The sequence below is a fragment of the Gluconobacter sp. OJB genome (assembly GCF_039638275.1).
In the GTDB taxonomy this organism is placed as follows: domain Bacteria; phylum Pseudomonadota; class Alphaproteobacteria; order Acetobacterales; family Acetobacteraceae; genus Gluconobacter; species Gluconobacter cerevisiae.
In genome coordinates, this window is the sequence record NZ_JBDIWH010000001.1 from 398872 (window position 1) to 416565 (window position 17694).

15 protein-coding genes and 1 tRNA gene are annotated in these 17694 nt (G+C 57.6%); 6 read left to right on the forward strand and 10 right to left on the reverse strand.

What is annotated here, in order from left to right:
• Positions 1-204 precede the first annotated feature (204 nt).
• A complete protein-coding gene (locus tag ABDK74_RS01865; RefSeq protein WP_346002470.1) occupies positions 205-1212 on the reverse strand; it encodes a dipeptidase in 1008 nt (335 codons plus the stop codon).
• A gap of 81 nt (positions 1213-1293) precedes the next feature.
• On the opposite strand from ABDK74_RS01865, the gene xth reads away from it, so the two are divergent.
• On the forward strand, positions 1294-2091 hold the full coding sequence (xth, locus tag ABDK74_RS01870) for an exodeoxyribonuclease III (RefSeq protein WP_346004135.1): 798 nt from the start codon (positions 1294-1296) through the stop codon (positions 2089-2091).
• A 24-nt stretch (positions 2092-2115) separates the two neighbouring features.
• Here the strand turns inward: xth and ABDK74_RS01875 are convergent, their stop codons facing one another.
• A complete protein-coding gene (locus tag ABDK74_RS01875; RefSeq protein WP_194255901.1) occupies positions 2116-2850 on the reverse strand; it encodes a response regulator transcription factor in 735 nt (244 codons plus the stop codon).
• A 162-nt stretch (positions 2851-3012) separates the two neighbouring features.
• Between ABDK74_RS01875 and ABDK74_RS01880 the strand changes: the two genes are divergently transcribed.
• On the forward strand, positions 3013-3525 hold the full coding sequence (locus ABDK74_RS01880; RefSeq protein WP_346002471.1) for a L,D-transpeptidase family protein: 513 nt from the start codon (positions 3013-3015) through the stop codon (positions 3523-3525).
• A gap of 20 nt (positions 3526-3545) precedes the next feature.
• Here ABDK74_RS01880 and ABDK74_RS01885 read toward each other — a convergent pair whose 3' ends face one another.
• Both ABDK74_RS01885 and ABDK74_RS01890 read right to left on the reverse strand, forming a co-directional pair.
• Complete coding sequence (locus tag ABDK74_RS01885) at positions 3546-4517, reverse strand: glycosyltransferase (protein WP_346002472.1); 972 nt, start codon at positions 4515-4517, stop codon at positions 3546-3548.
• 170 nt (positions 4518-4687) lie between these two features.
• The gene (locus ABDK74_RS01890; RefSeq protein WP_346002473.1) at positions 4688-6490 is read right to left on the reverse strand and encodes a sodium:proton antiporter; all 1803 of its coding nucleotides are present in this window, start codon (positions 6488-6490) and stop codon (positions 4688-4690) included.
• Between the two features lie 92 nt (positions 6491-6582).
• Here ABDK74_RS01890 and ABDK74_RS01895 point away from each other — a divergent pair, with 92 nt between their 5' ends.
• Positions 6583-7080: a GNAT family N-acetyltransferase gene (locus ABDK74_RS01895; protein ID WP_346002474.1), complete on the forward strand. Its 498-nt coding sequence runs from the start codon at positions 6583-6585 to the stop codon at positions 7078-7080.
• On the opposite strand, the gene ABDK74_RS01900 is transcribed toward ABDK74_RS01895, so the two are convergent.
• The 3 genes from ABDK74_RS01900 to ABDK74_RS01910 form a co-directional block, all read right to left on the reverse strand.
• Positions 7073-8434: an RsmB/NOP family class I SAM-dependent RNA methyltransferase gene (locus ABDK74_RS01900; RefSeq protein WP_346002475.1), complete on the reverse strand. Its 1362-nt coding sequence runs from the start codon at positions 8432-8434 to the stop codon at positions 7073-7075. The two genes, ABDK74_RS01895 and ABDK74_RS01900, sit on opposite strands and share 8 nt — an antisense overlap.
• A 56-nt stretch (positions 8435-8490) precedes the next feature.
• Entirely contained in the window at positions 8491-9984 is a 1494-nt protein-coding gene (gene guaB, locus ABDK74_RS01905) for an IMP dehydrogenase (RefSeq protein WP_346002476.1), read from the reverse strand.
• Positions 9985-10136: 152 nt separating this feature from the next.
• Positions 10137-10210, reverse strand: a tRNA-Gln gene (locus ABDK74_RS01910).
• Positions 10211-10367: 157 nt separating this feature from the next.
• Here ABDK74_RS01910 and ABDK74_RS01915 point away from each other — a divergent pair.
• The 3 genes from ABDK74_RS01915 (at position 10368) to ABDK74_RS01925 (ending at position 13730) form a co-directional block, all read left to right on the forward strand.
• Entirely contained in the window at positions 10368-11489 is a 1122-nt protein-coding gene (locus ABDK74_RS01915) for a Ppx/GppA phosphatase family protein (RefSeq protein WP_346002477.1), read from the forward strand.
• On the forward strand, positions 11486-12283 hold the full coding sequence (locus ABDK74_RS01920) for an RlmE family RNA methyltransferase (RefSeq protein ID WP_194255909.1): 798 nt from the start codon (positions 11486-11488) through the stop codon (positions 12281-12283). Before ABDK74_RS01915 ends, ABDK74_RS01920 begins: the two co-directional genes overlap by 4 nt.
• A gap of 85 nt (positions 12284-12368) precedes the next feature.
• On the forward strand, positions 12369-13730 hold the full coding sequence (locus ABDK74_RS01925; RefSeq protein WP_346002478.1) for a sodium:solute symporter family transporter: 1362 nt from the start codon (positions 12369-12371) through the stop codon (positions 13728-13730).
• Here the strand turns inward: ABDK74_RS01925 and ABDK74_RS01930 are convergent.
• The 3 genes from ABDK74_RS01930 to hpnE all read right to left on the reverse strand — a co-directional run bounded on the left by ABDK74_RS01930 (position 13698) and on the right by hpnE (position 17693).
• On the reverse strand, positions 13698-14330 hold the full coding sequence (locus ABDK74_RS01930) for a hypothetical protein (protein WP_346002479.1): 633 nt from the start codon (positions 14328-14330) through the stop codon (positions 13698-13700). The two genes, ABDK74_RS01925 and ABDK74_RS01930, sit on opposite strands and share 33 nt — an antisense overlap.
• Positions 14330-16324, reverse strand: a complete 1995-nt coding sequence (gene shc / locus ABDK74_RS01935; RefSeq protein ID WP_346002480.1) for a squalene--hopene cyclase — start codon at positions 16322-16324, stop codon at positions 14330-14332. The genes ABDK74_RS01930 and shc overlap by 1 nt, the downstream gene beginning before the upstream one ends.
• Before the next feature lie 73 nt (positions 16325-16397).
• Positions 16398-17693 carry a hydroxysqualene dehydroxylase HpnE gene (gene hpnE / locus ABDK74_RS01940; protein ID WP_346002481.1) on the reverse strand — a complete coding sequence of 432 codons (1296 nt, stop codon included), beginning with the start codon at positions 17691-17693 and terminating at the stop codon, positions 16398-16400.
• Position 17694: the final 1 nt, after the last annotated feature.

Sequence of the window (17694 nt, forward strand, 5' to 3'; positions counted from 1 at the left end):
ATCATATTTTGTAAGCTATTGAAAATGCTAGCTTCTTGCTTTCCCTCTGCTTTCCAATAACCATTTTTGGAAGGCTGGAAAGGATCGACAGGAGACTTGCGGGTGCTTCAACAGGCCATGGTGGACGAAGCGGCTCCTGTTTTGTCCACCGTGATCATGTTCTGTTCTTTTTCGGTCTGTCGAAGCGGGTTTTCAATGCTGGTTTCAGAGTGCTGTCGCGGCTGTTTCAGCAGTCTCCAGAAGGCGCAGCATATTGCCACCCCAGATGGCAGAAATGTCCGCATCACTGAAACCGGCCACCTGAAGGGCATGCGTCACATTCGCGGTTTCGGTTGCATCTTTCCAGCCCGGAATGCCGCCGCCGCCATCGAAGTCTGAGGATATGCCCACATGTTCGACACCGATCCGGTTCGCAATATACGAAACGTGGCGCACCAGATCTTCGACCGTCCCGCCGCCGCCTTTCTTCAGGAATGATCCCATAGCCGTCACCTGGATCAGGCCGCCAGTTTCTTTCAGTCGATCAAGCTGTTCATCGTCCAGATTGCGCGGGTGATCGCACAGGGCGCGGGCACAGGAGTGACTTGCGAAAACCGGCGTGGTGGAGACTTCACTGGCCTGCATCATGGTCGATTTTGCGGCATGTGAGACGTCCACCAGAACGCCGGAGCGGTTCATGTGTGCGATTGTCTCACGCCCGAGATCTGACAGGCCGCCGTGAAGCGTTTCGCTATCCGCCAGATCCTTGCGCGGAATGGCCGCATCCGCGAGCGCATTATGCCCGTTATGGGTCAGCGTCATGTAGCGCACACCATAGCGACGGGCGAGTTCCGCGATACGCTCTGGCTGACCGCCCAGCCCATGGCCGTTTTCGATCGCCGGAATAACGGCAAGGTCGCCTGCTTCATAGGCCGCACGCACATCCGCAGCCGTCCGACAGACGCGTGCGCTGTAATCGCCCTGACGTCCTTCGATCCCGGAAATCACGTCCAGCATGTCCTGAACCCGCTCCCAGGCTTCAGCATGTCCCGCCTCATCACGCGAACCCTGCGGAATATAGGCCGCAAGGCACACGGCTTTCAGGCCACCCTTGCGGGTCTTGGGGACATTCACCTGCCTCGGCGTATCTTCCGTCCAAGCGTCCTGCTGGTCCGGCCAGGGAATATCGATATGGGAATCAAGCGTCAGGAGCGTGTTGTGCAGATCAGTCATGGTTCGTTCTAGATCGGACGGGAAGGCTTTGTGTGCAAGAGGGAGCTTGTCAAAACCCCAGATCCGGTCGATCCAGTCGACATGCGTCTCATCACCTGGAACATCAATTCCCTTCGACTCAGACTGCCTCTGCTGAAGCAGATCGTCGAACAGGAAGCCCCGGACATCGTCTGCCTACAGGAAACGAAAGTCCCCGATCCGCTTTTCCCCGCTCAGGCTCTGGCTGAAATGGGCCTGCCCCATCAGGTTTATAAAGGCATGAAGAGCTATAATGGTGTGGCGATCCTGTCGCGACACCCGCTGCAAAGTGTGGCTGGTACGCCCGACTGGTGCACCCGCTCTGATTGTCGGCATGTGGCAGCCAGCATTGCGACACCAGCCGGTCCGATCCTGCTACATGATTTTTATGTGCCGGCAGGTGGCGATATTCCCGACCCGGTGGAAAACGAAAAATTCGCCCACAAACTCGCTTTTGTGGATGAAGCCACAAGCTGGTTTACTAGTACGCCTCCTGCCCGCAGCATTCTGGTCGGTGATCTCAATATCGCGCCGCTGGAGCATGACGTCTGGAGCCACAAACAGCTTCTGAAAATCGTCAGCCACACACCGCCTGAAATCGAACGCCTAAAGGCATGGATGGCGACGGGATTTCAGGATGCCATGCGGAAGAACACACCAGAGCCTGAAAAGCTCTACACATGGTGGTCATACCGCAACAAAGACTGGAGAAAATCCAACCGCGGGCGACGATTGGATCATGTCTGGATGACGCCGGATCTTATGCCGGGCCTACGGGATATCAGGGTTTTGCAGGACGTGCGGGACTGGGAGAGCCCTTCCGATCACGTCCCGGTCGTGCTGGACTTCGATCCAGCCTGACCCCTCACCCGTTCCTGTCAGCCTTCAGGCTGACAGGCTATCGGAGCCAATAACGCCACGTCCTTCAGGATCAAGACGATATCCGCCGCCTTCCGTAATCAGAAGCGACGTGCGTGTCGGATCGGGCTCGATTTTCTGACGCAGACGATAGATGTGTGTCTCAAGCGTATGGGTGGTGACGGCGGCGTTATAGCCCCAGACTTCATTCAGAAGAACCTGACGCGCCACCGGACGCTGACCTGCACGATAGAGATATTTCAGGATCGCCGCTTCCTTCTCCGTCAGACGGATCCGGCGGTTGCGGGCAGTCTCGACCAGAAGCTTGGCAGAGGGACGGAACGCATAGGGACCGATTTCGAATACGGCGTCTTCGCTGTTCTCGAAAATCCGCAACTGGGCACGCAGACGAGCCAGAAGTTCACCAATTCTGAAGGGCTTGGCAACGTAGTCGTTGGCGCCTGCATCAAGGCCGCGCACCACGTCGTGTTCGTCGTCGGAGCCGGTCAGGATGATGATCGGCATGCGAACGCCAGCGCGCCGCAGTTCCGCACAGAAATCGCGCCCGTCGCCATCGGGAAGGGTAATGTCCAGCAGCATGGCGTCATAACGGGCACCAGGTTTGGCGAGAAGTTCGCGGGCTGCGGCAACGGACGTCGCCTCAACCGCTTCCAGTTCGCCGCCGTGCTGAAGCTGCTCTGCCAGAAGACGACGGAGCGTATCATCATCGTCAACAACCAGGATGGGGCGTGGACCTGCCATAATAACCTGTCTCGTTCTTTCGCGACGGAAGAAACGTCACATCCGCAAAGATCGGTGTTCGTAACTTGCACATCCGGACTTACCATTCCCGGTAAACGGGAAGAAAGCAGCATGCTTTCGCATCAGACTATGGCAAGTACAGCCGGAAAAGGAAACAGCATTATGGCTAAAGCTATTTTGAAAACCGCTGGAGACCGCGCTTTTCTTCACTTTCAGGGGGAAATCATTCCGGCCCTGATTGGACTGCGCGGTCTGTCTCTTGACAAAACGGAGGGAGACCTTCGTACTCCCGTCGGGGAACTGCCGCTCCGGCGGGCCCTCTACCGTGCAGACCGCACATCGCGTCCGATCTGTGCAGCAGGACTCATCGTCGAACCTATCGCCCCCAATGATGGCTGGTGCGATGATCCTGCCCATTCCGACTATAATCAGGCCGTAACGCTCCCTCACCCCGCTTCATGCGAAAAGCTGTGGCGTGACGATCATGTTTACGATCTCTGTATTGTGCTGGGGTGGAATGATACGCCAGCCGAGTCGGGATGTGGGTCGGCTATTTTCCTGCATTTGCCGCCTGCCAGTGGTTACACGGAGGGCTGTATTGCCTTGGAGGAAAAAAGCCTCCGTGCGCTTCTTGAGGCCGGTTTGTCGCATATCACGGTAGAAAAGCCTTCATGAAACGAAAGCTATGGACGGTCTCAGACTGACAACTGCTCGGTTTTCTCCGCGTCGCGGCATTTAGCTTCGTAGCTAAGAATTTGGGTATGCAATGCGCCGCGGCCCCATCTGCGCGTCTCGCAGAAGCATTTGTAATGTTGTTGCGCGAAATACCGAACTGTCCGCAGAAGCGACCCTCTTTTCCATAGTCCGGCAATTTCGGGATAAGCGGTGACAAATGCCGGGTATGGTTCATAATCACCTGTCTTCCAGGGCCGAAAAGTCCCTTCCCATGGCTTCGGCTGGGACATGTAATGGACAATTTTTGGCTGAATAGTGTTTTCCAGTCTGGCATTGAACAGAAAGACAGGAAAGTTCCACGATAACGACATAGGCAGAGCACGCTCAATGCCGACAATATTGAGAATATCCTGGTCCGGAAATCTGGACATCGTGTTCTGGGACCGGATAATTGTTCGCGCCTGCTCCGCTATAACAGCCCAGGCTGAGCGATTGAAATAAAGAACGCCTGTATTGAAATATTGTCTGGATTGCTCAGGATTCAGGCCAATACCCAGGAAATGATTCCGAACGAATTCTCCTGCTTTCGAATTGTCGTCAAGCAGAAAAACCATGGGATCTGCCGAAGCGAAAAAGCGCCCTTCAGGCGGTGGGCAGGACAGAAATTCGTTCAGTGACGATTTAACCTGTGTGTCGCCATCGACATAAAGGATATTTTTGTAATTTTCAGGCAGGATTTCATCGAGATACAGTCTTCCGAGCATTGCAGGCGCACCGTCTATGTCGGAACCGGATCTCGAGAAGAGAATGATATTATTCTTATCGCAGATCGATGTCGCAATGGAAATGGTCGCTGCATCCACATCAAAGCATACGATAATGATATCTGCGATATCTGGTGTAGCGTGAGCGCGCGCCTGAAGTGCACTGACAAGAGTTGGGAAAAGATACGATCGATCAGTGCAATAACAAACGCAAGTCTGTACGCTCATGAAAATTCTCCGTTTTTTGTGAAATAGTGCCATCAGACTGGAACGGGAAGAGAAAAATAGGAAATTTCAGTAAAATAATAAAATTTATTTCTCTAAATTATACGTGCTGTATTTTTGGTGCTCTAATTCCCGGTATCGTATCTGTGCCTACGTTGCTATTGGCGCAATCATTATTCTCCCGATGGTGGTACCATCGAAACCATATAATCTCCCGGCTGGGGAATGGATTTATCGTTGTCTTCGGCTGAACGGATCAGGATACCGCCATCTCGCCGCACAACGAGAATATCGAGCCTGTTTTCATCAGTTCCGAATGTCGGAGCGCTTTCTTCTGTGGCTTCCACCGCGCTAAACCGCCAACCCTGTTCAAAGAGTGTATCGAAAAGCGTGTAATTCCAGGCCGGTTCTCCCAGAACCTTGCCACGGGCATCGCGTGACAGGCCATGATAGAAATCGAGCCGCGCCACGCCGGGGCTGATCTGATAGACACGCTGTCGTCCCATGGTCGGCGCGAGATGCCCACAGACCATACCGTTATAAATGCCATCCGCTGTTGTTGCGATCAGATAGTCGGCAGGCCGTTCTTCCAAGGATTCCTGCCCATGCTGCGACAGAAGCTCTGCGCGAAGTACTGGAATATCCTGTCGGGTTGCCGGCAGAAGCGCGCTGGATCGATTATCCACCAGCAGCACCGGCACACCCGTTTTGCGCAGGCACGACGCAAGGTTAATGGACCATCCACTGGATCCCACGATTGCAATGGCTGGATCGTTGGAAAGGGTCAGTTTGAGGCGCCGCGCAATCGGTCGAAGCGAAAAACCGTGCAGGATCATCGTGACAGCAATGACCGCAAATACCGCGGGCATGATCAGATCGGCAGACTGATAACCTGCTTCCTTGAGACTGACGCCAGCCTCACCCGCAACAGCGGCTGCGACGATACCGCGAGGCGCAATCCATCCAACAAACAGCTTTTCCTTCCACGGCATGCTCGTGCCGAGAGTTGAAAGAAAAATGCCCAGAGGACGCACGACAAACAGCACCACAACCGTCAATGCGAAAATTGGAATTGAAAGTTGCGCCAGAACATCCCGGTGCAGATCGGCGGTCAGCATGATGAACAGAACCGAGACGACCAGAACGACCAGCGATTCCTTCATGCGCCGGAGTTCTGTCAAGCCGGGAATATGAAGGTTCGCCAGCGCCATGCCAAAGATCGTGACCGCCATCAGTCCCGCGCCGCCCATTTCAAGGTTGCACAATGAGAAAACGACCAGTGCCATTGAAATCAGCATGGGTGTCTTGAGAATTTCCGGCATCAGATCGCGTGTGAACAGGTAGCGAATCAGATAGGCTGGTAGAATTCCTGCAGAGAGCGCGACGGCAATCGCTCCCAGAAGATCGGGTAGTGTATGGGTGAAAAAGACACCTGCATGAATATCCGCGCGAAGCAGCATAAGCTGAAGCACGACCGCGGCCAGAATGGCGCCCAGCGGATCGTTGACGATGGCTTCCCATCGCAGGAACGCTGCAACGCGTGGCTGAAGCTTGGCACTCCGCAGAAGTGGCAGCACGACAGTGGGGCCCGTCACGACGATGATCGCCCCGAAGAGCATGGAGGTGCCCCATTCCAGATGAGCCACATAATGCGCTGCCAGAGAGCCCAGAACCCAGTTGATGGGCAGTGCGAGCATCGTCAGACGCGCGACGCCCTCTCCGGCCTCGCGCAGCTGACGGAAATCCAGCGCCATGCCGCCTTCGAACACTACGAGCGCCACCAGCAGCGACACCAGTGGCCGGAACATCCACCCCATCGTCTCGGAAGGATGAAGAATACCCAGACCCGGTCCGAAAATCAGACCCAGCGAGAAGAGAAGGACAATGGCCGGAAGCCGGAAGCGCCAGGCGACCCACTGGGCCAGCATTCCCGCTCCGAAGGTCGAGGCAATGCCGATAAGAATGTCATACTGCATGGATGTTCGGCGCGGGCTCCGCATGATGGATAAGAAGCAGTATTATACCTCAGATCCCCTCCCGCACCTAAAACACGGAAGAATGCCTTTTTATGCCATCCTCTCCAGCCCGAAGCGGAAGCGATCTTCTGATTCGTCCTGCCCAGTCTTTGGATCGGGAAGGAATCTGGCGCCTGCTGTCACCTGTGCTGCGCAAGGGCGATACATATGCTCTTCCCCGACATTGGGGACGGCGGCAGGTGCTCGCCTACTGGATGGATGCCGAGCACCGCGTTTATGTCGCTCAGACCCGCGATCATGAGATCGTCGGGACATTCTATCTTCAGGCAAACCAGAAAGGCGGTGGAAGTCATATCGCCAATGCAGGATTCGTTGCGCGATCCGGCTTTGGTGCAGGACGGGCGATGGCCGAGGAAGCGCTTGCTGAGGCGACGAAATTCGGCTTTCGCGCCATGCAGTTCAATTTCGTCGTCAGCACCAATCTGCGCGCCATAGACCTATGGAAATCACTGGGCTTCCGGGTGATCGGAACGCTGCCAGGCGCCTTCGATCACCCTTCGGAAGGATATGTGGATGCGCTTGTTATGTGAAAGGATCTTCTGCCATCAGCACAGTAGCGTCCACCTCTTCTTCTTGTGTCTTCGCTTCCGTTACGACGCGCTCCAGAACACAGGCAAAGAATCCGTCCGTGCCGTCCCGCAACGGTGTCAGAGAGAACTGCGCCTTGCTCCGCGACTCGGCGGGCAGAAGTTCGGACATCTGTTCTTTCGGCAGGCGTCTGAAGTCATCGCGACGCTTGAGGAAGGCATCGATCTGCTGGCCGTTCTCACAGGCCAGAAGCGAGCATGTCGCATAGATCATGCGTCCACCCGGCTTCACCAAAGATGCCGCACGATCAAGGATCTGCGCCTGTTTGATGACGAGTTCCTGAATGTCTTCGGGTGTCAGGCGCAGGCGTGCATCCGGGTTGCGCCGCCATGTCCCCGTTCCCGAGCAGGGCGCATCAACCAGCACGCGATCAAAACTGCCCGCCCGACGCTTCGCCCATTTGTCTCCGGACACCAGCAGATGCCGTTCCACGTTGTGGACACCTGCACGACGCAATCGCTTGACCGCCCCATCCAGACGCTTCTCATGCACATCACAGGCGACGATATGCCCACGGTTTTCCATGGTCATCGCCAGTGCCAGCGTCTTGCCGCCTGCTCCTGCGCAATAATCCAGAACCCGGTGCTCACCACGCGCATCGGCGGCAGCGACCACAAGCTGGCTGCCTTCGTCCTGAATTTCTACCAGACCGTCTTTGAAGGCCTGCGTCGCGGTGACAGGCTGGCGCCCATCAAGGCGCAGTCCCCACGGAGACAGTTTCGTCATCTCTGCCGGCAGCGATTCGCGACGAAGTTCCCGTGCGGCCTGCTCCCGGCTTCCCTTGAGCAGGTTCACCCGAAGATCGAGCGTCGGCGTGCCCAGCATTGCTTCCATTTCGTCTGGAAGCCGGTTGCCGAACGTTTCCCGAAGCGCGCTGTCCAGCCAGTCCGGGTATTCAAGTCGCACGGCCAGCGGCTGCTTCTGGGTGGAAAGTTCTTTTCCTTCCAACCCCTTGAGTGCCACATCCTCACGGGACGTCAGAGGCTTCTGCGCATAGCGTTCCCCTGAAAAAAGCCGACGGACATTATCCATCGTCTCTCCGCCAAGGAGCAAAGAAGCCGCACAGATAAGCCGTGGGGAGATGTCGCCGGAAATATCCCTGAGATTCCATTGCAGCCGTCTCCAGCCACGCAGGACATCCCAGACGATCGTGGAAATGGCCCGACGGTCTCCGCCACCAATATAACGGCGTTCGCGGAAAAAAGCGTTGGCTGTGGCGTCGGCGGGACGGCGGGGCGCATTCTGGATCGCACAGAGCAGATCGATGGCGCCTGAGAGACGGGCTGCGGGGGTCATAGCGCCCCCGTAGCCCGTTTAGCCCCTCAATGCGAGAGGCTTTGATGCAGGGACGTTCAGTCCCGACGGTAGTTCGGGGCTTCGCGAGTGATCGTCACGTCATGCACATGGCTTTCACGCAGACCTGCATTCGTGATGCGACGGAACATGGTGCGGACCTGAAGATCGGCGATGGTAGCCGATCCCGTGTAACCCATACCTGCTTTCAGACCACCGACGAGCTGGTGAATGACGGCGGACATGCCTCCCTTGTAGGGAACCTGGCCTTCAATGCCTTCCGGGACTAGCTTGAGCGTATCGCGAACTTCCGCCTGAAAATACCGGTCTGCGGAACCGCGGGCCATGGCACCCAGCGATCCCATGCCGCGATAGGCTTTATACGAGCGGCCCTGATACAGGAACGTCTCGCCCGGGCTCTCGTCGGTACCCGCCAGAAGTGAGCCAACCATGACCACGTCAGCACCTGCACCCAGAGCCTTCACGATATCGCCGGACGTCCGAACGCCACCATCTGCAATGGCCGGGATGTCCAGTTCATGACAGGCTGCGGCTGTTTCCATCACAGCCGAGAACTGCGGAACGCCCACACCGGCCACGACGCGCGTTGTGCAGATGGAGCCGGGTCCGATACCGATCTTCACGCAGTCGGCACCGGCAGCGATCAGGGCGCGGGCAGCCTGCGGGGTGGCAACGTTGCCCGCGATTACCTGCAACCCGCCGTGACGGCTCTTGAGGGTTTCAACTGCGCTCAGAACGCCGTGTGAGTGGCCGTGAGCCGTATCCACGACGATTACATCCACACCGGCTTCAGCGAGCGCGGCGGCGCGACGGAAGCCATCTTCGCCGACGCCTACGGCTGCGGCGCAGCGCAGGCGTCCCTGCGAGTCCTTGATGGCTAGCGGATGGGCAATGGCCTTGTCCATGTCCTTGACGGTGATTAGGCCGATGCAGCGCTGTGCTTCGTCAACGACCAGAAGCTTTTCGATACGGTGACGGTGCAGAAGCGTGCGGGCCTCGTCCGGTGCTGCGCCGTTGAGGACGGTCACGAGGTTTTCATGCGTCATCAGGTCACGGACGCGCGTGTTCGGATCTGTAGTGAAGCGCATGTCGCGGTTGGTCAGGATGCCGACCAGAACGCCACTACCCTCTTCAATAACCGGAAGGCCCGAAACGCCGTGACGCGCCATGATGGCCTGAACTTCCGCCAGCGTCTGGTTCGGACCGACCGTAACGGGATTGACGACCATGCCTGATTCGAAGCGCTTGACGCGACGGACCTGCTCGGCCTGTTCTTCAATCGACAGGTTTTTATGAATGACGCCCATGCCGCCCTGCTGCGCCATGGCGATGGCCATGCCGTCTTCAGTCACGGTGTCCATCGCAGAGGACATCAGGGGAATATTCAGCTCGATGGAACGCGTCAGACGTGTGCGCGTAGAGGTCTGGGCTGGAAGGACCGACGATTCTGCCGGCTCGACGAGAACGTCGTCGAAAGCCAGCGCCTCGCGGATGCGCTCATTCAGATTTGTTGCGTGGGAAGATGAAGTCATGAGCCGCGTGCCCCCGTTACGTCATGCGTCGTTTAAGACGCGATGTGTGTGAACCGGAGGCCAGAAGGCCGACCGGCCGTTGGCGGGTCCTCATAGAGCACTTTACCCCCCGAGGGGAAGTCTCTTTTTTGCGGTATTTTCTGAGGATTTCTTGGCTGGGAGACCTGGATTCGAACCAGGGCTGACCGGGTCAGAGCCGGTAGTTCTACCGCTAAACTATCTCCCAAGCGGTGAGAGGGTGTTTATCAACCGACCCCGTGGGGCGCAAGAGCGATCGGGACATTTTTTTGAAAAAACACATATTTTTCTTGCGAGCAGGGTCCCCCACGCCCCATGCTGCTTATCCAAGGTCCCAGATCACGGGCAAGCGGGAGCCGAAACACATGATGAGGTACGGAACGGATCATAACCTGTCAGGCCCGATGCCTGTTCATGCGTCTGCAAGACGTACGGGTCCGTTCTTTGGTGCCATTGATCTTGGTACCAACAACTGCCGCCTCATGATTGCTGCGGGAACGCCGACCGGTTTTCGTGTTGTGGACAGTTTCAACCGCTCTGTCCGGCTTGGTGAAGGGCTGCGTGCCAGCGGGCGGCTTGCTGAAGATTCCATGAAGCGCGCGCTCGACGCCCTGCGCGTCTGTGCAGAGCGTATGAAGCAATGGCCGCTCGTGCATGTTCGTGCTGTTGCGACGGAAGCCTGTCGTCAGGCCGCAAATGGTCGCGAGTTTCTGGCGCGTGTTCAACACGAGACAGGCCTTACGATTGATATCATTACAGCCCGTGAGGAAGCGGAACTTGCTCTTGAAAGCTGTTCCCCTCTTTTCCGTCAGCCTGAGCACAAGCCTGTGCGTGCAGATCGGGGTGTTCTTTTTGATATCGGCGGCGGATCAACCGAGGTTGCGTGGGTCCGGATTGATCCCGAGCGGCAGACCCAGACGCTGATTGGTACCACCAGTGTTCCTGTGGGCGTGATTACGCTTCAGGAAATGTTCGGTGAAGGCCATGGCCCTTCTTATGAGACGATGGTCGGCCATGTTCAGGATTACCTGCAAGGGTTTGAGAATGTGCACCGTATCCGGCGGGAGGTAACGCACGGAAAGACGCGTCTGATCGGGACGTCTGGAACTGTGACTACGCTGGCCGGAGTAGCGCTCTCCCTGCCCCGTTATAACCGTGCGGCGATTGATGGGCTGACGCTTCCGGGTTCCAGCATGGTGGATGCCATTGGAAGTCTGCGGCGCCTCAACCATGACGAACTGGCGGGCCATCCCTGCGTAGGCGCTGAGCGCACGAAGTTCGTCTTGCCGGGGTGTGCCATCTTCGAAGCGATCCATCGTTTATGGCCAGTTGGGGACGTCACGATTGCAGACCGGGGGTTGCGCGATGGGATGTTGCTGCGTATGGCCCGCGATCATGGTCAACGTTCCGGCAAGGGGCGTCATACGACCAATCGCCACGCCACGCCCCGTCCAAGGGGCCCATTCGGGACATATGCCACGATATGAAGCCGCCAAGATCCCGCTCCGGTTCCAGTAAGGACACGGGACCGAAGCGTATTCCGGGTAAGGCCCTGAAAAGCGCCTCCAATCCCGGTGAAAACGACGCAACACGTGATTCCGCAACGTCAAAAACGGCCCGAAACAAGACGGTTTCGCTCAAAACTGCCCGTGGCCGGACGACGGCCCAGCAGCGCTGGCTCAACCGTCAGCTCAACGATCCCTATGTTGCGGCGGCCCGCAAGCAGGGCTGGCGGTCTCGTGCGGCTTTCAAGCTGATTGAGATCGACGACCGCTTCAAGCTCATTGAAGAAGGCACCCGCATCATTGATCTGGGCGCTGCTCCCGGCGGCTGGACACAGGTTGCGGTCAAGCGTGGTGCCAAGCATGTTGTGGGACTTGATCTGCTTCCGGTTGATCCCGTTGCCGGCGCAGAGATTATTGAGGGAGATTTTACGGATCCCGAGATGCCCGATCGTCTGAAAGAGATGCTGGGCGGTCCTGCCGATCTGGTCATGTCTGATATGGCGCCCAATACGACAGGCCACGCCGCAACCGACCATATGCGGATCATGGGTCTTGCAGAGGGTGCGCTGGACTTTGCGTTTCAGGTTCTCGCCGAAGGTGGCAGCTTCATCGCCAAGGTTTTTCAAGGCGGTTCGGAAAAGGATATGCTGGCGACGATGAAAACCGCATTTGCGAGCGTCAGGCATGTCAAGCCTCCGGCGTCGCGCAAGGAATCAAGCGAGCTGTACGTCGTGGCAACGGGTTTTCGTCCCGAACGTTTGACTGATCCTTCCTGACGCTCGAAATTAAGAAGGAGAAAAAGGGAGGCAAATGCCTCCCTTTTCTTACAGGAACAATATTTCGAAAAAGCAATAATTTTCTATGACTGCAAGCCTGCTCGTTATTCTTCTGTATCTCTGCCTGCTGCCTGTCATTTCGATCATGCTGGCCCGTCAGCCGCGCAAAGATCTTCCTCCCTGGGCGATTTGTCTTTCCCTCGTCGCGACCGAAACATCCACTCTGACAATCGTGAGCGTGCCGGGGGTTGCCTATCTTAAAGGGTATGTTTTCGTTGGCTTGGCTGCCGGTTATCTCGTTGGGCGTATTGCTGTTGCACTCTGGTTCCTGCCTTTGCACGAACGCGGTGCGACGTCGATTTACCGCTATATCGGCCAGAGATTTGGCACGAAACTTCAGAAGCTTCTTTCCGGAACATTCCTTATAACCCGCCTCGTTGCCGAGGGGGTTCGGCTCTATGCCGGGATGATCCCCGTATCGATGCTCTTTGCCAGTATGGGCTATGTCGTGCCTGACTTGTTGTTGCTGGTTCTGATCGTTCTGTTGACGCTGGCTTATACCGTTGCAGGTGGATTGAGGGCAGTTGTCTGGTCTGACAGCCTGCAACTGGGGCTTTATCTGGGTGGAAGTGTTGCCTGTCTGGCCGTGATCTGGTCTCGAGCAGGCGTGCCCCCCTTCCACTGGGCCCCTGTCTTCAGCCATGGGATGCCGCCTCTTACAGATCCGTTCTCAATGGCTGGTGCTGTGATCGGGGGAGCCATTCTGGCTCTGGCGTCGCATGGAACAGACCAGTTGATGCTTCAACGCTGTCTTGCCGCCAAGACACTCAACGGTGCTCGGGCTGCAATGATCGGCAGTGTCTTTATCGTAGGGCTGCTGTTCGCTCTGCTGTCATGCATCGGGATTGCGCTGCGCGATCTCATGCCAGGTCAGGGCACGCGACCCGATACTCTGTTTCCGCAGTTTATCCTGACGCTGCCTCCTGTTCTGAGCGGCCTGCTAGTTGCGGGTATTCTGGCCGCGACTATGGGATCTTTGTCCAGTGCGATGAATGCCATGGCGGCGGCGACCAAAGCCGACTTCCTGTCGCGTGCAAAATTTTCCCTGCGAGGCCTGACAGTGATATGGGCCATTCTTCTTGTATTGACCGCAGTGCTGTTTTCTCGCCCGAATGGATCGGCGGTCGTTTTTGGACTTTCCATCGCATCCTACAGCTACGGTGCGACGCTTGGGGTATTCCTGTTGGCCATGATCGGCCGTTCTCGGGATGAGAAGGCCGCAATTTCCGGCTTTATCTCGGCTGTTGGCGCGCTGGCTCTTATGTCCTTCGTCAGAATCGAAGGACATGCCATTGCTTTTCCCTGGCTCGTTCCTGCAGGAGTTACGGCGGCTTTCGCCGGTGCAAAGGTATTTTCAGGTCTGCGGCGGATTGGCCTGAAGGAATGATGCCATCGCGCGCTGCGCGAGAGCGGCTTCTTTGCCGAGGCGGATCAAACTACTGATCTGCAACGGGTGCCGGACAAGCGAGCCGATGAGTCCGGGAATATAAATCGCGCCGTTCTTCACGCTGGTCTTCACCGCAGGAGGAAGATCCTGTGTGGCATCGTCACAGACGACCCGGAGAACAGCAAACGGAATGCCGCTCTGCGCCACAATGCCGCTTTCCATATCTACTGCAAGACAGTGCGTTTCAGAAAAATACCGTGATTTTTCAGAGGCAAATTCAACCAGTGCATCGCTATGTAGAATGCCGCCCCGGCGCGCGAATGCAAAGCCGAACATTTGGCTCAGAGCGGGATCGCAGGGAATATTCCGGTTCTCATGATGCACGTGATCGGCCACGATGACAGTGCCGGGAGGCGCTTCCGGCGAAAGACTTCCCGCACAGCCGAAAGACAGGAGTTCCGTCGCTCCCGCGTGAAGCAGACGCTCCACGCCCTGCCGTGCACCTTCAGGTGTGGCATTGCTCAGGGCCAAAGGAGAATCCGGCAGAAAGCGCCGGATCAGACGGGCTTCCTGTTTCAGACCGGCGAGAATACCCAGCATCAGAACCCGTACTCCACCTTGCCACTGTTGCTGGCGCCGAGGTTGCGGTAGCGGGCCAGTGCGGTCAGCGGGAAGAACTGCTTGTAGCCGTGGTAGCGGAGATAAAAGACCTTCGGGAAACCAACGGCATTATAGGCGTCTTCCTGCCACTCCCCCTTGTCGTTCTGCTGGGTGACGAGATACGCAACACCGCGCTTGACGGCGTCGCTGTCGCGGCGTCCCACGGCCATAAGGGCCAGAACAGCCCAGGCTGTCTGGGAGGGCAGACTCTTGTTGTACATCCCTGCTGTGCCCCCTTCATAGGTTGCGCAGTCTTCACCCCAGCCGCCATCAGGACGCTGGACGCTTTCCAGCCAGTTCACAGCGCGCAGAACCATCGGATCGTCATGTGGCACACCAGCGATGTTCAGCGCGCACAGGACAGACCAAGTCCCATAGATGTAGTTCGTGCCCCACCGGCCGAACCAGCAGCCTTCCGGCTCCTGCTCGGAGCGCAGATACTCCAGTGCCTTGAGAATGATAGGACGGTCGTCCGGATCGCCAAGCTGGGCCAGAAAGGAAATGCAGCGGGCCGAGACGTCAGCCGTCGGCGGGTCCAGAAGCGCGCCGTGATCCGAGAACGGAATATGGTTGAGCAGTTCGAGATCGTTGTCGATATCGAACGCGCCCCAGCCGCCATTGGTGCTCTGCATGCCGATGATCCATTCCCGCGCACGCGCGATGGCTTCGCGGCTGCCTTCAGGATCGACACGGTGCAGCAGCATACCGACGACGGCGGTATCATCAACGTCCGGATAGTAGTCGTTCTCGTACTGGAACGCCCAGCCGCCGGGCCGGAGGTCTGGCGTATTGATAGCCCAGTCGCCCTTGACGTTCAGGATCTGGCGCTCCCGAAGCCACTCAGCGCTCTTTTTCAGAGAGGCGAGCGTCTCCTCGTATTTGGTGCCGACAGGCCCGGAAGCGGCTTCGATCATCGCAAGGCCGGACAGGCCGGTATCCCAGACGGGCGAGACGCAGGGCTGGCAATAGATTTCATCGCCATGATCTACCAACAGATCCTGAATCGCGTCCCATGCCGTCTTGGCGCGTGGGTCGCTATCGGGAATGCCCTGTGCGCGATACATCATCACGACATTCGCCATCGCGGGATAAATGGCGCCCAACCCTCCCCGGCTCAGACGCGGTTCGATGAAATCACTGGCGGCCTTCAGGGCCTTTTTGTGCACGCTCTGCGGAATGAGCGGCAGGACGGGGCGCAGGGCGGAATCAAGATGCTTGAAAAAGCGCCCCCATACTGAACGGTATGGACCACGGATCCAGTCCGTCACTTCGGAAGGCGGCTTGACGAACAATTCCTGCACATGGATGCCGTGCGGATTGATGGCTTTGGGCCGGAGCGCGTTGAGAACCAGAAGCGGGGCGATCACGGCCCGCGACCAGTAAGACATGTTCCAGACCGAGAAGAACGCCTTGCGTGGCAGGAGCATCAGCTCAACCGGCATGACAGGCGTTGCATTCCAGGGGACTTCCCCGAACAGGGCAAGCTGGATGCGGGTGAACACGTTGGTCCGTGCGGCCCCGCCGTGATCGAGAATGGCTTCACGGGCAATGCGCATGTGGGGCGCGTTAATATCATCCCCGATCGCCTTGAGGGCGAAATAGGCCTTTACGGTCGCCGAGAGGTCGAAACCGCCGTCATGATAAAGCGGCCATCCGCCATGATCGCCCTGAATCCGACGCAGATAGATGCCGATCTTGGCCTGTTTTTGCGGGTCGATCCGATCAAGGTAATGTTCGAGCAGGACATATTCGGCGGGGATCGTTGCATCTGCTTCGAGTTCGTAAACCCAGTGACCGTCTGATTTCTGTTTCCCGCCCAGCGCGTCCTGTGCGCCCTCGATGGCGTGGTTGATCTCATCGGGTTCAACCGATTGACGGGACAAGGTTTCGCTCACGCGACCCTCCTTTTCCAGAATATCAGAATAGATCAGCATTGTTCGGCTCTTCCGACGCAGGCAGTCCTCAAAGGCGGGAGCTGTGTTACAATCATGACAGGATGATCGCTCATCACGATTCCGTGTTCTCTACGGCGGACCGGAAACCCAGAGCTGCGACGGCCTGAAGCCCGGACTGGATGGATCCTTCGATCGTGGAGGGCAAGCCGGTTTCCGTCCAGTCTCCGGCCAGTGCCAGATTGACAAGATCCGTTCTGGCGCCCGGGCGCAGGAGGTTCTGCTCGGGCGTCGCAGCAAATGTCGCCCTCTTTTCCCACACCAGGCGCGAGGGGGGCATGGCGACTGGCAGCGGCTGAAACAGAACAGGATCAAGAGCACGTCTGATTTCTGACCAGATTGTAGCCAGAAGTTCGCTGTTACTGCGATCCGCGTAGCGGTTGGCTGCACTGACGGTCACGGACAGGATATCCCCTTTGAGGAAGATCCATTCCGAAATGCCCCCGACCAGTCCTACGAAACCGGCCTGCGCCACAACGCCTCGGGCCTGAACTTTTGCAGGGAGACGGAAATGCGCGTTGGCAATGCTTTCAAAGGCATCAGGAGCCATCAGCCCCGGCAGCAGGGACTGCGCCACTGGTCCCGGAACGGCCATGATGACTTGATCCTCCGGGCCGAGTTCAACCCGCCCTTCCCCGGTTTCCAGTGCCGTGGCGCGGCCGTTTTGCTGTTCGATGGCACTCACGCGGACGCCTGTGCGCACGTCGCCATGAAAGCGTTTGAGATAGGCGACGGCCGGATCGATCAGGGTTTCGGACAGACCGACGGCCGGAAACCACGGGCAGCAGGCCATGCCTCCTTTGGCAAGAGACTTGCGGATCACGTTGCCAAGGAGTTTGGCGCTCCCTGTATGGATGTCTGTATTGAGAGCTGAGATGGCGAACGGAATCAGCAGTCTGCGGCTCAGCTGGCCGGAGCTGAGGCAGCTTTCAACGGTCGTTCTGTCCCCTGCGCGCAGGAAACGTCCGAGAGAGGCCAGTTCGGACAGTTTCATGCCCGGAACGCGCCGTCCGCCCGGAAGCGCCCAGAAAGGGAGTTTTCCCTTCGACAGGCGCAGCGTCCAGGCGAGGCTGTCTTCCAGATCGTAATAGGGGAAGATCGGTAATCCCGGTCCGGTCAGGGTGTGACGCGCGCCGATAATGTCCAGATAGCGGAAGGTCAGATCGTTCGAGGACAGGATCAGGTGGTTACCGTTATCGATCCGGGCGTCGAGAGAGCGGTCGTGAAAGGAACGTGCCCGACCGCCGCAGGCCGGGCCTGACTCGTAAACGGTGACGCGCGCCTGTGCCGCCAGTTCGATTGCGGCGGAGAGGCCTGCCAGACCACCACCGATGATGTGGACGTGGCTCATG

Coding starts and splice junctions, on each gene's coding strand:
- ABDK74_RS01885 (WP_346002472.1), bottom strand. CDS start 4,517: ATGAGCGTACAGACTTGCGTTTGTTATTGCACTGATCGATCGTATCTT.
- ABDK74_RS01890 (WP_346002473.1), bottom strand. CDS start 6,490: ATGCAGTATGACATTCTTATCGGCATTGCCTCGACCTTCGGAGCGGGA.
- ABDK74_RS01880 (WP_346002471.1), top strand. CDS start 3,013: ATGGCTAAAGCTATTTTGAAAACCGCTGGAGACCGCGCTTTTCTTCAC.
- ABDK74_RS01895 (WP_346002474.1), top strand. CDS start 6,583: ATGCCATCCTCTCCAGCCCGAAGCGGAAGCGATCTTCTGATTCGTCCT.
- shc (WP_346002480.1), bottom strand. CDS start 16,324: ATGCTGATCTATTCTGATATTCTGGAAAAGGAGGGTCGCGTGAGCGAA.
- ABDK74_RS01920 (WP_194255909.1), top strand. CDS start 11,486: ATGAAGCCGCCAAGATCCCGCTCCGGTTCCAGTAAGGACACGGGACCG.
- ABDK74_RS01925 (WP_346002478.1), top strand. CDS start 12,369: ATGACTGCAAGCCTGCTCGTTATTCTTCTGTATCTCTGCCTGCTGCCT.
- ABDK74_RS01865 (WP_346002470.1), bottom strand. CDS start 1,212: ATGACTGATCTGCACAACACGCTCCTGACGCTTGATTCCCATATCGAT.
- xth (WP_346004135.1), top strand. CDS start 1,294: ATGCGTCTCATCACCTGGAACATCAATTCCCTTCGACTCAGACTGCCT.
- guaB (WP_346002476.1), bottom strand. CDS start 9,984: ATGACTTCATCTTCCCACGCAACAAATCTGAATGAGCGCATCCGCGAG.
- ABDK74_RS01875 (WP_194255901.1), bottom strand. CDS start 2,850: ATGGCAGGTCCACGCCCCATCCTGGTTGTTGACGATGATGATACGCTC.
- ABDK74_RS01930 (WP_346002479.1), bottom strand. CDS start 14,330: ATGCTGGGTATTCTCGCCGGTCTGAAACAGGAAGCCCGTCTGATCCGG.
- ABDK74_RS01915 (WP_346002477.1), top strand. CDS start 10,368: ATGATGAGGTACGGAACGGATCATAACCTGTCAGGCCCGATGCCTGTT.
- ABDK74_RS01900 (WP_346002475.1), bottom strand. CDS start 8,434: ATGACCCCCGCAGCCCGTCTCTCAGGCGCCATCGATCTGCTCTGTGCG.
- hpnE (WP_346002481.1), bottom strand. CDS start 17,693: ATGAGCCACGTCCACATCATCGGTGGTGGTCTGGCAGGCCTCTCCGCC.